This is a genomic window from Parasutterella muris (assembly GCF_009767915.1).
GTDB lineage: Bacteria > Pseudomonadota > Gammaproteobacteria > Burkholderiales > Burkholderiaceae_F > Parasutterella > Parasutterella muris.
Map to the genome: position 1 here is coordinate 29,083 of NZ_WSRP01000024.1, position 14,937 is coordinate 44,019.

11 protein-coding genes and 4 tRNA genes are annotated in these 14,937 nt (G+C 49.9%); 11 read left to right on the forward strand and 4 right to left on the reverse strand.

Annotated features, from left to right (window positions below):
* Positions 1–53 precede the first annotated feature (53 nt).
* From E5987_RS08315 to E5987_RS08350, 8 genes are all read left to right on the forward strand, one after another.
* Positions 54–1,733 (forward strand): putative transporter, encoded by a 1,680-nt coding sequence (locus E5987_RS08315; protein ID WP_160335634.1) that lies wholly within the window; start codon positions 54–56, stop codon positions 1,731–1,733.
* A gap of 271 nt (positions 1,734–2,004) precedes the next feature.
* The gene (gene gltX, locus E5987_RS08320; protein WP_160335635.1) at positions 2,005–3,441 is read left to right on the forward strand and encodes a glutamate--tRNA ligase; all 1,437 of its coding nucleotides are present in this window, start codon (positions 2,005–2,007) and stop codon (positions 3,439–3,441) included.
* A gap of 77 nt (positions 3,442–3,518) precedes the next feature.
* Positions 3,519–3,594 (forward strand) — tRNA-Ala (locus tag E5987_RS08325).
* Between the two features lie 36 nt (positions 3,595–3,630).
* A tRNA-Glu gene (locus tag E5987_RS08330) sits at positions 3,631–3,706 on the forward strand.
* 34 nt (positions 3,707–3,740) lie between these two features.
* A tRNA-Ala gene (locus E5987_RS08335) sits at positions 3,741–3,816 on the forward strand.
* A gap of 36 nt (positions 3,817–3,852) precedes the next feature.
* A tRNA-Glu gene (locus E5987_RS08340) sits at positions 3,853–3,928 on the forward strand.
* 389 nt (positions 3,929–4,317) lie between these two features.
* Positions 4,318–5,226 (forward strand): AraC family transcriptional regulator, encoded by a 909-nt coding sequence (locus E5987_RS08345; protein WP_160335636.1) that lies wholly within the window; start codon positions 4,318–4,320, stop codon positions 5,224–5,226.
* 137 nt (positions 5,227–5,363) lie between these two features.
* On the forward strand, positions 5,364–6,140 hold the full coding sequence (locus E5987_RS08350) for a dienelactone hydrolase family protein (RefSeq protein WP_160335637.1): 777 nt from the start codon (positions 5,364–5,366) through the stop codon (positions 6,138–6,140).
* Positions 6,141–6,304: 164 nt separating this feature from the next.
* On the opposite strand, the gene dcuC is transcribed toward E5987_RS08350, so the two are convergent.
* The 3 genes from dcuC to E5987_RS08365 form a co-directional block, all read right to left on the reverse strand.
* Positions 6,305–7,684, reverse strand: coding sequence for a C4-dicarboxylate transporter DcuC (gene dcuC / locus E5987_RS08355; RefSeq protein ID WP_160335638.1), 1,380 nt, complete (start codon positions 7,682–7,684; stop codon positions 6,305–6,307).
* 142 nt (positions 7,685–7,826) lie between these two features.
* Positions 7,827–8,759 (reverse strand): DMT family transporter, encoded by a 933-nt coding sequence (locus E5987_RS08360; protein WP_160335639.1) that lies wholly within the window; start codon positions 8,757–8,759, stop codon positions 7,827–7,829.
* Between the two features lie 45 nt (positions 8,760–8,804).
* Positions 8,805–9,746 (reverse strand): glycosyltransferase family 9 protein, encoded by a 942-nt coding sequence (locus E5987_RS08365; protein WP_160335640.1) that lies wholly within the window; start codon positions 9,744–9,746, stop codon positions 8,805–8,807.
* Positions 9,747–9,837: 91 nt separating this feature from the next.
* On the opposite strand from E5987_RS08365, the gene msbA reads away from it, so the two are divergent.
* The 3 genes from msbA to E5987_RS08380 all read left to right on the forward strand — a co-directional run bounded on the left by msbA (position 9,838) and on the right by E5987_RS08380 (position 14,557).
* A complete protein-coding gene (msbA, locus tag E5987_RS08370; RefSeq protein WP_160335641.1) occupies positions 9,838–11,610 on the forward strand; it encodes a lipid A export permease/ATP-binding protein MsbA in 1,773 nt (590 codons plus the stop codon).
* Between the two features lie 167 nt (positions 11,611–11,777).
* Positions 11,778–13,301, forward strand: a complete 1,524-nt coding sequence (locus E5987_RS08375) for an SLC13 family permease (RefSeq protein ID WP_202074592.1) — start codon at positions 11,778–11,780, stop codon at positions 13,299–13,301.
* 209 nt (positions 13,302–13,510) lie between these two features.
* Positions 13,511–14,557: an alpha/beta hydrolase gene (locus E5987_RS08380; RefSeq protein WP_160335642.1), complete on the forward strand. Its 1,047-nt coding sequence runs from the start codon at positions 13,511–13,513 to the stop codon at positions 14,555–14,557.
* Positions 14,558–14,701: 144 nt separating this feature from the next.
* On the opposite strand, the gene E5987_RS13085 is transcribed toward E5987_RS08380, so the two are convergent.
* The coding region (locus tag E5987_RS13085; RefSeq protein ID WP_237178776.1) for a hypothetical protein at positions 14,702–14,937 on the reverse strand (236 nt) is incomplete at its 5' end.

A 14,937-nucleotide genomic window follows, 5' to 3' on the forward strand; every position in this document is an offset into this window, starting at 1 on the left:
ACATCCTGACAGATATAACTTTTTAATCAACCTCAAATCGATTAGGCACAAGCATGGAATGGTTAACAGCCCTATGGACGGACCAAAATTCGGTAGGGCATATTCTTCTGGTCTACGCGCTCGTTATTACCGTTGGCACGATACTCGGCCGAATTAAAGTTTTTGGCATCTCTCTCGGAGTGACTTTCGTTCTTTTTGCAGGTCTTGCCGCCGGCTATCTCGGTCTGACCGTGAATCAAACGGTTCTGCATTTTCTGAGGGATTTCGGACTTATCCTCTTTGTTTTCTTCATCGGTCTTCAGGTTGGTCCTTCGTTCTTCTCGTCATTTAAAAGCGGCGGCATTCAGCTCAATCTTCTGACGCTTCTCGCAGTCGGACTGAGTCTCGTTGTAACGATCGCTTTGTTCTTCATGTTCTCCGACAGCGTCTCACTGGCTCAGATGCTCGGTGTGTATTTCGGCGCTGTAACCAATACGCCGGGTCTTGGCGCGACTCAGGAAGCGCTCAGTATGCTGGACTACAAAGGCGAGGATATCGCTGTGGCCTATGCGTGCGCCTATCCGCTCGGTGTCGTCGCGATTATCGGTACGGCGATTGTGATTCGTTTGGTTTTCCGCATTGATCTCAAAGAAGAGGACAGAATGTGGGAAGAGGCGGAGAAGGAGAATTCGGACGTGCCGATCTTTTTCCACGTCGGTATTGTGAATCAGGGTCTGGAAGGTAAGCGCATCGAACAGATTCGTCATTTTATCGGCCGTCCCTTTATTTGCTCCCGTCTGCTGCATGACGGAGAAATTATCAGTCCGCACGCGGAAGACGTAGTTCACGTCGGCGACGTCATGAGAATTGTCGCGGCCGAAGAGAACAAGGACGCAATTGTGACCTTCTGCGGTAAGGAAGAGACGGACATTGATCTGGCGACTGAGAGCTCTCCGATTACCGCTAAAAACATCCGCGTGACGCGTGAGGAAGTCAACGGCATTACCGTTCATGATTTGCACCTGAGCCGCTATGACGGAGTCAATATCACACGTATCTTCCGTGCAGGCATGACGCTCTTTCCGTATACGAATCTGACGCTGCAGCTTGGAGACGTCGTCTACTGCGTCGGCCCTGAGCGTTCTATTCGCCGCCTTGCCGACAAACTCGGCAATCAGGAAAAGAAACTCGATCATCCGAACCTGATATCTATTTTCCTTGGTATTGCGGTCGGCATTCTTTTCGGAAGTCTTCCGATTGCGATTCCGGGCATGCCGGTTCCGTTGAAACTTGGTTTGGCGGGCGGCCCGCTCATTGTCGCGATTCTGCTGGGCTATTGGGGGCCGCGTCTGCATTTGGTGACCTACACCACGGCTTCTGCGAATCTGATGCTTAGAGAGCTCGGTATTGCGCTCTTCCTTGCCAGTGTCGGTTTGGCTGCCGGAGCTCCGTTCGTAAGAGCGATCACTGAGGGCAACGGAGTGCTCTATGCGGTGCTCGGTCTCTTTATCACGATTATTCCGCTCATTATCGTTGGATGCGTTGCGCGCGTCGTCTATAAGCTCAACTACCACCTGATTGTCGGCATGATCGCGGGTGCCACGACCGATCCTCCGACTTTGGCCTATGCGAATACGCTTTCGGAAAAGAGCTGCTCGGCGATTGCATACTCTACGGTTTATCCGCTTGCGATGTTCCTGAGAATTCTTTCCGGACAGTTCGTGCTGCTGATTCTCTGGCAGTTCGTCAGCTAGTGAGAAGCGAACACAGGATAGGGGCCTTCGGGCCTCTTTCTTTTTAGAACCCGAAAACTCGGTCCGTTCTCCGCCCACATCTGTATTTGCCGTGATTTGCAGTAAAACGCATTGGTAAACCGCGCTCCTTTTATGCGCGGTGAACAATGGACTCGTTTAGAACGAAAATCCTCATACTGAATCCGAAGCGCATCTGTAAGCGTTAAAATTAATCCTTATGTCTCGCAAATGGCGGGAAGTTAACTATTTAAGGTTTTGTTTGGAAAAGACTATGTTTACGAAAGTTCGTACTCGAATCGCTCCCAGTCCGACTGGAATGATGCATCTTGGAACCGCCCGTACTGCAATCTATTGCTGGGCTGTCGCCCGTCACTTCGACGGAGAATTTCTTCTTCGCATCGAGGATACCGATCAGGAACGTTCCACGGCTGAAGCGACACAGGCCATTCTTGACGGAATGAAATGGCTGAACCTCGACTACGACAATAAAGAAGTCGTTTACCAAATGAACCGCCTTGAGCGCTATCGTCAGGTTGCCAACGACCTGCTCGAAAGAGGCTTGGCATACAAAGACTACACAACAAAAGAAGAGCTTGATCAGCTGCGTGAAGAACAGAAGGCCCGTGGTGAAAAACCCCGTTATGACGGGCGCTGGCGTCCTGAAAACGCGGTCGGTAAAGAAATTCCGGCCGGTGTCACTCCGGTGATCCGCTTCCGTAATCCGGACGACGGCATTGTGACATGGAACGATGCGGTTTATGGTCCGATCAGTGTTTCTAATACCGAACTCGATGACCTCGTCATTATGCGTGGCGACGGCATTCCGACCTACAACTTCGCTGTTGTGATCGATGACTTTGACATGCAGATCAGCCATGTCATTCGCGGTGCCGACCACATTAACAACACTCCGAGACAGATTAACCTGTACAAAGCGATCGGCGCTCCGCTGCCAACATTTGCGCATCTGCCCCTGATTCACGGCGAAGACGGCAAGAAGCTTTCTAAGCGCCGAAACGCCGTGAGCGTAATGCAGTATGACGAAATGGGCTTTTTGCCGGAGACGCTTTTCAACTACCTGGCTCGTTTAGGCTGGGGCCATGGCGACGATGAAATGTTCACGCGCGAACAGCTTGCCGAATGGTTCGATCTGTCCGACTGCAGCCGCTCTCCGGCCCAGTTCAATATGAAGAAGCTTCTGTGGCTTAACCATGAGTACATGAAGAAGGCCGACAACGCTCGTCTGGTTGAGCTGCTCAAGCCCAGACTGGAAAAACGCGGTGCGGATCTTTCTAAGGTTAAAGACCTCTGCGGCCTGGTCGGCTTCCTCAAGGAACGTGAAAACACGCTTGAGGCTCTGGCTGACGCTTCCATGCTCTTCTTTGCGGATAACCCTGTTGACGCCTCTTCGCTTCCCGGACTGCTGAAAGATAAAGAAGAGGCCTCTTTTGAAGCGATGAAACTCTTCGTCGAGAAAGCGCCTTCCATTGACTGGAAAAAAGACAATATTTACGGCCTGATGAAAGAAATCATGGACGAAAAAGGCGTCAAGGTTCTGCATCTTGCTATTCCGCTTCGTGTGCTTGCAACGGGAGCCGAAAAAACTCCGTCAATCGATGCAACACTCCAGTTCATCGGTCGTGACAGAGTTCTTGCGCGACTGAAGGAAGGCATGGATCAGTGGGCCCAACAGCGCGCCGGAAACTAATTTTTACTTTTTATTGAGCGAATATTGATGGCGGAGTTGACAGGAATTAAATTCTTCCTTAATATCGCTCTTCTTTCGGGGGTGTAGCTCAGCTGGGAGAGCGCTTGCATGGCATGCAAGAGGTCAGCGGTTCGATCCCGCTTACCTCCACCAAGTTTTTAGCATTTCGGCATTAGCCGGGAAGCGATTGTCCTCATCGTCTAGAGGCCTAGGACACGACCCTTTCACGGTCGGTACCGGGGTTCGAATCCCCGTGAGGACGCCACAATTCCTGACTCAGTTGCACAACTGAAGTCTGTGGGGGTATAGCTCAGCTGGGAGAGCGCTTGCATGGCATGCAAGAGGTCAGCGGTTCGATCCCGCTTACCTCCACCAAGTTTTAAGCAATTCGGCATTAGCCGGAAAGCAATTGTCCTCATCGTCTAGAGGCCTAGGACACGACCCTTTCACGGTCGGTACCGGGGTTCGAATCCCCGTGAGGACGCCACCATTTATTTTCAAAGCCGCCGGTTGGGCGGCTTTGCTGTTTCTGCGGTTTGTTTTTTCTTCGTACCTCTGTCAGGCGCGGAATCGTTTTTTTCTCTCCGGGATTCTCCTTGGTTCGTGATCAGGGTCACGCGCAGAAGTTTCCTACATCCTATTTTCCCGAGTGCGCCAATTTTTGACAATATAAACGGGTTGAACTTCCGTCAAATCTTCGGAATATTGGGCGTACCTTTTAACCGTTATTATTGAACGGTCATAGGATCGGGCAATATGTCAAGAGGATCATTTCTTTTTGTCTTTTTTGTGATCGAGTACATTTAAATTTGGGCTGAGGCGTAAATTGCGCTTCAGACGTCATGTGATTTTCTTATCGACACAAGGAAAAGGTGTATGCAGAGCAGAAAAAGCGAAAAAGGCCGTCAGGCCGCAAAAACACTCTGCGAAGAACTTAAGACACTGATTGAAGATAAATGGCAAAAACATGACGAGGGTTGGCGCAAGGTTCCGGGCCTCAATCTTCACGTGATCACAGAAGATACGATCGATAAAAACTGCTTTTACACTCTTTCGATCGCCATTATTGTTCAGGGGTACAAGGTTATTGATATCGGTTCACTCAGATATTCCTACGGCGGCGACACGATGATTGTTACATCGGTTGAAATTCCGACGTCCTTTAGGATTGAAGGAGCCTGCAAAGAAGAACCGTTTATTTCTGTCTCGCTTAAATTGGATCCTCAGCTGCTTTCTGAATTAATGGAGAAAATGCCCGACAGCCTGCCGACCTGTGATTCGGAGCCCAATGCCTTCTGTGTCGCCAAGCCTTCTGCGGAAATTGTCAATGCGTTCGAAAGACTGATCCGACTATCGGACAACCCGCAGCATATGCAGATGCTTCTGCCATCCGTCCTTCGAGAAATTCATTACTACGCACTGACAGACGGTCAATGCGCCAATCTGAGAGCGCTCTGTATTCAAGACATGCCGAATCAGCGAATCGCAAGGGTCGTGCAGTGGATCAAAGAACACTACAAAGAACCTCTTCGTATTCAAACACTGGCAGAAATGTCCTTTATGGCTCCGTCCACTTTCCATGCGCACTTTAAGGCGGTGACTTCTCAGTCGCCGCTCCAGTACCAGAAAAGACTGAGACTCCATGAGGCCAGACGTCTGATGCTTTATCAGAACTACTCTGCTACTGCCGCAGCCTTTGAAGTCGGTTACCAGAGTGTTCAGCAGTTCTGTCGAGAATATAAGCGGCTTTTTGGCAAATCTCCGGCCAGAGATATTGCTGTTTAGTCAGACGCACCCGAAGCGGAATGAAAGATTTGAATCATTGAAATTAAGAAAGTTTCCGCTTGTTTTTCGTCTGCTGCCACTGCCTAACGAATAAAATAAGAAGGATATGCAAATAACCAACCGATCAAGGAGAAGTCATGACTATTGAATATACCGGCTCGCTGCAGGGAAGCGTCAGAAAACATACCGAAGCGACGCTTCGTGAGACTTTTGTCAATGCTTACGTGGTGCTTCCGGAAGCAGGCGGCGCGCCCAAAGTCGGTCTGCTGAACGAGTTCGCAAATGAAACCGCATCGCACCCGACCGTTGTCTTTATGCACGGAAGCTCCGGCGTCAATGCGCAGATTAAAACGTTTGCTTATTGGCTTGCCGATGCGCTGCGCGTCGCGGTTGTGATTCCCGATTCTATGCAGACAAAAGATCGTCTGATCTATTCTTCTCCTGTTCCGGCCGCTGACTATGAGGATGTTCACGGCATGCGTTTGGCTGAACTCAATTACGCAATGCGCGAACTTAAAAACGTTCCCTGGTGCGACGGACGAGTGATCATTGCAGGAACCAGCGAAGGCGGTGTCACTGCGGCACGCTACAAACCGGAAGAAGGCATGATCGCAGAAAAGGGCCGCATGATCTTCTCCTGGTCCTGCGAAGACAATTATCACGTTGCCTCTCATAACTCATACCTTCCGGATATGCTTCCGGTGCTCAATGTCATGAGTGCAACGGATAAATTCTTCAGTCAGGTCAATAGCTACCTCGATAATCCCAGCGCTTTGGGGCATGCGGGCAAAGTGCTTGCGAGCAATCCGAACACGCAGATTGTGCTGTTGCCCGGTGCGCCGCACACACTCTTCAATCTGCCCGCTGCAAGAGATGCGGCAGCCGCGTTCCTGACTCGGGTCCTGAGAAGCTAACACTCACTAAAACCTGAATTCTGTGCCTCCTCGGAAGATAAGTCCGGGAGGCATTTCTATTTTTGCGCTGCGGATGACCCTCAAAGTGAATTGACCTTCGTTAAAACAAAAGCGCAAAAAAACCGCCTCTTTTGAGGCGGTCTTGGCAGACTAATGTCAAGTGTTTAGAAGAGCACAGAGACAATGATCAGCATGGTGAGGTAGCCGACAACGCAGGGGATTGCCGTTCTCTTGATAATGGCAAACGGACTGACCTTTGCGAAGCCGGACACGATAATGATGACGCCTGCGACCGGAGAGAGAGCGCGGAGCATTTCAGAAGCAGTGTGCATCATCAGCATGATGGCGATACCGTTGGAGTTGAGGTGCTGAGCGACATCCGGGATGACGTGGGCCAAGCTGGTGAAGGCGGCAACACCGGAACCGGTAAGGACTGTCACGACACCGATGATCGCGGAAAGCACAACACCGGTACCTGTAACACCGAGACCGCAGTTCTTAGCGATATCGATGAGGTAAGTAATAAGGCCGACCTGCTGCAGACCTTTAGCAAAGAACGCGGCAACGAAGATAAGACCGACAGTACTTGTCAGGATACTTCCCATGCCTTTGAACATTGCAAACGAAAGATCGAAGGATTCTTTGGCTTTGCGACGGACAACAAGGTCAACAAGGAAACAGACGAACCAAGAGAGGAACATCGCTGTGGCAACGTTCATCGTAATGGTCTTGTAAACCATCTTGTTGAAGATCAGCAGAAGAACCAGAGGAAGAACCGGCATTGCTGCGTAAATCAGAGGAGTCTTCTCGATTTCTTTTCTCTTGGCTTCAAGCTCAGCGATGTCGGCAACCTCGCCGTGAACATTGTCTTTCTTGTCGAAGTATCTCTGAACAATCACGTGTGTGATTGCCATAACGAGAACGACCGGAGCGGCCATAACAAGCTGATAAGAGACAAGGTATTCAACCGGGTCAAGGTGCACCAATTCGGCAGCCATAACCGCGACACCGGAGGCAGGCGCGTAACCGACGCAGAGGACGCTCGCGACAACCGCGGCTGCGGCAAGAGGAGAACAGCCGACGCTGATGATGAGCGGATAGACCGTCACGATCAAAAGCATGGCAAGACCAGCGGCCGAAGTGATCACGAGACCGAGGCAGTGGCCGACAATGAACACGAGACCCAGGATCAGGTACGGATTCTTAAGAAGTTGAATCGGCTTTGCGCAGACTGTGACGAAGCGGTCGGAAGCGCCGACAGCCTGCATGTATGCAGCGAAACCGCCGGAGACCAGAATGATGAAACCGACGCCGGCAATCTGTGTGCGGCAGATCGCGCGGAATAATTCGAAGAAATCGAAACCGAGTAAACCGGTTGCGGCAGCGTTCTTCGGAAGGAAGTTCGTTGCACCGTTCATAACAGCCAAAACGTTGAGCAGAAGACCGGCAAGGAAAAGAACCATATTAACTTGGAACTTTTTAATAATCGCCCAGCCGGTGAGCACAACAATAACGGCTGACAAAATCAGCGTAAGAGATTGCATAAAGGCTCCTTTGGGATATTTAGGATTATTAAATTGTTAATAATTATATCTGCCCAATAGCCCTTAGAAGTTATTTTTTTCGATTTTTCTGGAAACGAACGAATTAAATCGGCTGCAGCTGAAGGTTTCCGCAAAAAAGTGCTCAATTATTGGGCTGAAACTGTTTTTCGGATTGAGCTGAAGCGGATTTCTCGGCCGCTTCATTAAGCAGTTTCTCTTCTCTTTTGGTAAAGACCGTCGCGAACATTCCGGCAATGCAGACGCATATCATGCCAAGGATGGACAGCAGAGACGGTATATTGCCGAACAGGACGATGCCGATGAGCTCCGAGAAAGGAATAGCGGAGAAACCGAGACAGGCGGCAAGAAGCATATTTCCGCCCATCCATGCCCGGGTAGCTGCAAGCATGCCGCCGGTTGCGAAGAGTCCCATTAAGGCAAGGGGAATACAGTTGTCCAAGGTCGGTTTGTGGAAACCGTCCGTAAAGAGGAGCACCCCGAGCGCGGCGCCAATCATGCTTGTGAAAGCGAAATAAAACACCACGCGCTGAGACGGCTCCTTGACACGGCCTAAAAATCTCAGCTGCCAGTAGCCGAATAAGTCAATCAGCGCAACCGAAAGACATAGCAGGCAGGCGATAAATTCGCTTTCGGAGAAGTTTGGGCGCACAAGAAGAACAATTCCGAGAAAGCCTAATGCGATAGCGCCGATTGAGCCCCACGGTGCGCTACGTTTCTGGATGCGGCTCAAAATAATAAAGTTAGCCGCTAAAAAGAGCGGCGTGCAGTAGGTCAGCGTGATATTGGTGCCTAAAGGAAGTTTTCCCAGAGTAAAGAACCAGATCGCAACCGAGGCAAAACCGTAGAAATCGCGCTTTAAGTGCAGGAATGGGTACTGAGTTTTAAGCGAGCAGCCTTTCGCTACGCAAAGGCAGAGGATAAAAACAGTCGTGAACGCCGAGCGGTAAAAAACCAGCTCGAGCGAACCGAATGTTCCGTTGCAGAATTTTACGCATGCGGCCATGGCCGAAAAACAGGCCGCCGCAGCAATTGCCCATAAAGACTGTCGCAGCATAAGTATAAAAAAGGCGGGAAATACGATTTCTCCCGTCCTTATAGTTTATCGATTTGCTTTGAGGCAGTCGTCGATTGCGGTAATAACTTCATCGACTTCAGGCCATCTGCCCTTTCTGCCGACAATAATGTTTTTATCGTTCCACGGACTGGTGCGGTCAATGTCGGTTACGCCGACAATAGTGACCTGAGGCGCTCCGACAGCTGCCGCAATGTGACTGACTCCGGAGTCGTTGGCGATAACGATTGCGGCTTTTGAACAAAGTGCTGCGAAGTTGCCAAGTGACGTGGGCTCGTAAATAGTCGCGTCCGGTGCCGCCAGGCGGGAAACTTCCGCCTCGTCGGCAGCCGGGAAGACCACGGGTTCAATACCGCGGTCGCGCAGCGGCTTCACGAGTTCATTGAAATGCTTCCAATATTTTTCCTTGCCTTCGTGACGTCCTTTGGCAATCGGCGCCAAAATCGCGTAGCGCGAAGGAAGATGAATTTTCTGCGCCAGATTGCGCGCGCCGGCTTCATTGCGTTTGGCAAGCTTCATATTGATGCGTTTGGTGAGCTTGGAGTAGGGCGGCTTAATGCCCCAGCTCTTGAGCGCTTCATAGGCGACATACCAAAAGCGTTCGACTTCGTGCATTCTCGGAGGCTCCGGAATCGCATGCTCCAGTAAAAGGCTGCGGCCGTCCGTGGCGAGCCCTGTACAGCTGATGCCGGCCATCTTAAAAAGAAGGGCTGAGCCGAGGGAATTCGGCATCAGGAGTCCTCTCGGACGCTCGACAGTCGCAGCAAGCTCTCGAATGCGCTTAATGTCGTCCAGAAGGTTCCCTTCAATCGGATCAAATCTTCGGTTAGTTCCTTCAAACAGCTGCCCGACAAAGGGTTTGCCGACCAGATAAAGCTGAAATCCGGCCGCTTCCAGCAAATTAAGGGCGGGCATCGTCATGACCGCGTCGCCGATATGATTCGGCAGTCTTACAAAAAGTATTGCCATATAAACTGTTGCAAAGTAAGAAACCAAGATAAGTAGTCTAACGCCAAGACAGACATTAAACTATTCCGAACTGAAACTAGAGAGGTTTTCTTTGAAAGTTAATCCCGTAAATAAAGAACCGCTTTACCGACTTTTTTCGTATCTTCCGCCGTACAAAGGGTACATTTTTCTGGCTCTGATCGCAATGGTTATTGCTGCGGCGACATCGTCACTGATGGCGCTGCTCATGGGCAAACTGACGGATTTGGGCTTTTATCAGAAAAACGGTCTGGTGGCGATCTGGGCGCCGATCGCGTTGATCGGAATCTCGGTGCTCCACGGAGGCGGACAGTTCTGTAGCTCGTATCTGCTTCAGATGGTGTCACAGAAGGTTCTGGTCCAGATTCGAGGTCTCATGTTTGACAACATGATCCGCTGGCCGGAAGAAACCGTGCAGCAGGAGCAGTCCGGAAGAGTGGTTTCAAGATTTGTCAATGAAGCCTCCCAGGCGCTCTCGAGTGCCTCAGAAGTTCTTACTGTTTTGGTGCGAGACTCTTTGCAGGTCATTGCGCTGATGTGTGTGCTTTTGTGGCATAACTGGCAGCTGACCGCGGTGACTTTGGTGGTCGCGCCCTTCTTAGTCGTTATTCTCAGAACCGTCAGTAAAAAACTGAAAAAACTCACCAGCGACAGTCAAGTGACTTTCGGCGCCATGCTCAACGTGCTTGGCGAGACTTATAAATCCGAGCGTCTTATCAAGGTTTATGACGCATATAAGTTCGAGGCCGAACGCTTTGGGCACGTCAATCGTCGTCTGCAGGGCCTGACGATGCGTCAGCAGGTTGTTAAGGGGCTGGGCACCCCACTCACCCAGCTCGTTTCTATGTGCGGAGTCTCCGTCGTGGTTTTCGTTGCCCTGGTTCAGGCGCAGCACGGAACGCTTTCTCTGTCTGAATTCGTAACTTATATTTCAGCGATGCTGCTGATGATGCCCGCGATCCGTAAACTCGCGAATCTCAACGGAACGATCGCGAGAATGGCAGCGGCCGCGGAAAGTCTTTTCCAAATGATCGATGTCCCTCTGGAAAAAGATCCGGGCACAAAAATACTTGGAAGAGCTAAGGGCAAAGTCGAATTTAGAAATGTCTGCTACAAATATCCTCAGGCGCTTGAGCCTTCTCTCAAAGATTTCAGCCTGAAGGTTGAAGCAGGCTCAATGGTGGCATTGGTCGGCGCATCCGGCGCGGGTAAAAGCACCATCATTAATATGATTCCCCGCTTCATGATTCCTGCCTCGGGAGAAATCCTCATGGACGATATCCCGCAGAATGAGCTGACGCTTGCAAGTATTCGCGAACAGATTGCGATTGTCACGCAGGAAGTCATGCTTTTTGACGACACAATCGCTGCCAATATCGCATTCGGTGCGGGCAGAGAGGTCTCGGAAGAGGAAATTATGAAGGCTGCTGAAGCGGCTTATCTGCTTCCCTTGATTCAAAGTCTTCCCGAAGGCATCAATACCCGCATCGGCGAGTCCGGCGCGAAGCTCTCGGGCGGACAGCGTCAGCGCGTTTCTATCGCGCGGGCTCTGCTTAAGAACGCGCCGATTCTTCTTCTTGATGAGGCAACGAGCGCGCTCGACACCGAAAGTGAGAAATATATTCAAGCCTCTCTCGATAAGCTGAGAAGCGGCAGAACCAGCTTTGTTGTTGCGCATCGTCTCTCAACTATTGTGGATGCCGACTGCATTGTTGTTCTCGATCAGGGCGCGATTGTGGAAACCGGTACTCATTTTGAACTACTGCAGAAGGACGGACCTTATGCGCATCTGTATAAGATTCAGTTCAGCAAGCAGGTCGATAAGCATCATTCAGAGGGGAAATAACCCATTCGTGAGAGCGTAAAATGAGTATGCGTTCTCATGATACGAAATTTTAATTTCTCTTACTGAAAAAATTATTCTATAAAGCCAAGAAATTCCTAAAAATTATGATTAAATAAACTCTGTTTTAAAAGAAAAACACCGTTAATCATCTTTTTCTGGGATTTTTTATGGAAACACCGACACAGATGGGAACGTTTTCGAAATTATCGAAAACTGTCGCGCTTTTCCTTGCGCCATTGCTCGCTCTTTTGCTCTATCTGGTACTGCCGGATTCTTATGTGAACGGTTCAGGCCAAACAGTCGCCATTACACATGCGGCTAAAGCCTGTCTTGCTATTCTGTTATGGATGGCGCTCTGGTGGTTTACAGAGACCGTTCCGATTGCCGTTACTGCACTGCTTCCGATTGTGCTGTATCCCTTATGCGACGTAAATACGCTCGCTAAAACACTCGTTCCGTATGCTTCCGACACAATCTACCTGTTCTTAGGCGGCTTCCTGCTTGCAGCCGGCATCCAGCGCTGGGGGCTCGATAAGCGTATCGCGCTCAAGACGCTGCAGATTGTCGGCACATCGCCCGGCGCAATTATTGCCGGCATGATGGTCGCTACGGGTTTCATTTCCATGTGGGTGTCCAACACGGCGACCGCCGCCATGATGGTGCCGATCGCAATGGCGGTCATGTCTGTTGTTCGTCAAAGCTCGTCCTCTCCCACAATTACTAAAGGAGAAAGAAATTTCGGCATCTGTGTGTTGCTGGCTGTAGCGTACGGCGCCTCGATCGGCGGTATGGGCACCATTATCGGTTCGCCTCCGAACGGTATCTTTGTCCGTTTCGTGCAGCAAACCTACGGCATTGATATATCGATTTTCGACTGGATGAAGGTCGGTATGCCGGTTGTCCTGATCCTGATGCCTTTAAGCTGGCTTCTTTTAACCAAGGTGCTTTTCCGTGAACAGATCAAGAAAATTGAAGGCGGAAAGGAATGGATTAAAGAAGAACTGATTTCTCTGGGCAAACTTTCCAAAGGTGAAACTGTTGTTCTGATTGTCTTTGTTGTGACTGTGATTCTCTGGTGCTTCGGCGCTCAGATCCGCTCGTTCACGATTGACGGCGTTCGTCCCTTCAAGCAGGTTAGCGACGCGATTATTGCGATGGCTGCCGGTATCTCGCTCTTCTGTATCCCGGTGGACTTCAAAAGAGGCGAGCGCGCTCTGGACTGGAAGCACTGCGACAGTATTCCCTGGGATGTGCTTCTGCTCTTTGGCGGCGGCCTTACGATGGCTGCGACCATTCAGGCAACCGGTTCGGCTCAGCTAATTGCCGCTCAGGCCGCTTCCTTTACCGGCCTTCCTCCTGTGGCAGTTGTTATCGGTGTGGCTGCGCTGGTTATTTTTGCGACGGAATTCACTTCCAATACAGCGCTTGCTGCGACCATGCTTCCGCTTCTAGCCGCGGCGGCTCCCGTACTTGGCATTCCTGTTGAGCAGGTTCTGCTAGTGACGACACTTGGCGCCTCTGCCGCTTTCATGATGCCGGTTGCGACACCTCCGAACGCGATTATCTTCGGAACAGGTCACATTCAGATTGGCGATATGATCAAAGCCGGCTTCTGGCTGAACGTTATTTCTATATTCGTGATTGCCGGAGTCTGTATGGTGCTTGGAGGAGTTCTGAGCCTGACTAATTGAGTTCTGTCATTGAAAAACGGAAACAGCTGTGTTCTTCCCTAGAAGACACGGCTGTTTTTTGCTTATAGGAATAGGCAAAACTTGGAGAAAATCTCATAACGGACACGCCTTGGCTAATTCTATGATGACAACTGTTGAATTACAGGTTCCCGCTGAAAGTCTTAAATTACTTAAAACGGGTTTGTTATTACTAAGTATGAGTACGAAGCATGAAAAAACTACTTTGTGCGGTTCTAATGGCAAGTGCAGTTATGACAACTAATGTAAGTGCGGCCGTAGCGGATGCGAATCCTTACGGTCTGGTTTATGCAAACGCAATCACAAAGAATGTCGCTGGGGCAGTGAATATTCACCCGGTCTCTTATACGGTTGACGGTATTCGTGTAGAAGCGAATGTCTATACACCGCCTAGCTATGAACCAGGTAAATCTTATCCTGCTGTTGTGGTTGCTCATCCAAACGGCGGAGTGAAAGAACAGGTGGCAGGCCTATTTGCTGAGAGGCTCGCTTCTATGGGTTATATTACAATCGCCGCCGATGCTCGCTATCAGGGAGCAAGTGGAGGGGAACTTCGTCACACCGATAAGCCGGCTAACCGAATCGAAGATATTAACGGAATGGTCGATTACATTAGAACATATCCGGGAGTGAATGCGGCTGAAATTGGAGCGTTGGGTATTTGCGGTGGCGGCTATACTCTGGCTGCTGCTCAGAAAGATCCTCGAATCAAGGCTGTTGCGACGATTAGTATGTTTAATTCCGGTCGAGTTCGTAGAAACGGCTTTCAGGATTCTCAGCTTGACTCGGTTCAGCAGCGTCTTGCTCAGGCGGCAGAAGCCAGAACATTGGAAAAAGTCGGCGATATTCGTTACTCCGGTCAAATGGACCTTACCGATGAACAGGCAAAGAAACTCCCGTTTGCGCTTTATCGGGACGGCTTCTTTTATTATTTCAGAACACATGCCCATCCGAATTCCACATTCCTTTATACAACCAGCAGCCTAATGGATCTGATGAACTGGGATGTGGACGATCACATGGCAATGATTCATCAGCCGCTTCTCATGATTGCGGGTGATGTCTCCGATACTCGCTATATGACAGATGACGCATTCAAGAAGGCAACCGGGACAAAGGAAAAAGAGGTTTATTTGATCCCTGGCGCTCAGCATATTGAAACGTACTATGTTCCGAAATATGTTGATCAGGAAGCCGGAAAACTGAAAGAGTTTTTTGGCAAATATTTAAAAAAATAAAATAACAATTTGAAATAAAAGATCAAGAGGCCGTTTTACGGCCTCTTTTTTTATTGTTTCTTGAGGAGAAAGCTGAAGCTGACAAAACGAAGGCCTCGTCTCAATGGAAACAAAGCCTTCGTGATAGGACCTGAATTCCCGCTCCTAGATTACAAAAATCGGGGCGGGGATTTTTATTTTCAACTTCTGCATAAGTTCCTTGTAACGCTTTGGGATCTCGTGCCAGAGATATGTGACTTGGCCCTCAGGAGCGAACTTATAGACGGTTAATGCATTAAGTTCACTTATCAGGCGTGGAGCTTGCTCAGGGTCAATGTTGGCGTCCTGCATCCGCTTATGCAGCATCAGTCTTAAACTCAGAGCTAAATACGTGACAAAGA

Coding starts and splice junctions, on each gene's coding strand:
- E5987_RS08375 (WP_202074592.1), top strand. CDS start 11,778: ATGGAAACACCGACACAGATGGGAACGTTTTCGAAATTATCGAAAACT.
- gltX (WP_160335635.1), top strand. CDS start 2,005: ATGTTTACGAAAGTTCGTACTCGAATCGCTCCCAGTCCGACTGGAATG.
- E5987_RS08350 (WP_160335637.1), top strand. CDS start 5,364: ATGACTATTGAATATACCGGCTCGCTGCAGGGAAGCGTCAGAAAACAT.
- E5987_RS08365 (WP_160335640.1), bottom strand. CDS start 9,746: ATGGCAATACTTTTTGTAAGACTGCCGAATCATATCGGCGACGCGGTC.
- E5987_RS08380 (WP_160335642.1), top strand. CDS start 13,511: ATGAAAAAACTACTTTGTGCGGTTCTAATGGCAAGTGCAGTTATGACA.
- E5987_RS08345 (WP_160335636.1), top strand. CDS start 4,318: ATGCAGAGCAGAAAAAGCGAAAAAGGCCGTCAGGCCGCAAAAACACTC.
- E5987_RS08360 (WP_160335639.1), bottom strand. CDS start 8,759: ATGCTGCGACAGTCTTTATGGGCAATTGCTGCGGCGGCCTGTTTTTCG.
- E5987_RS08315 (WP_160335634.1), top strand. CDS start 54: ATGGAATGGTTAACAGCCCTATGGACGGACCAAAATTCGGTAGGGCAT.
- dcuC (WP_160335638.1), bottom strand. CDS start 7,684: ATGCAATCTCTTACGCTGATTTTGTCAGCCGTTATTGTTGTGCTCACC.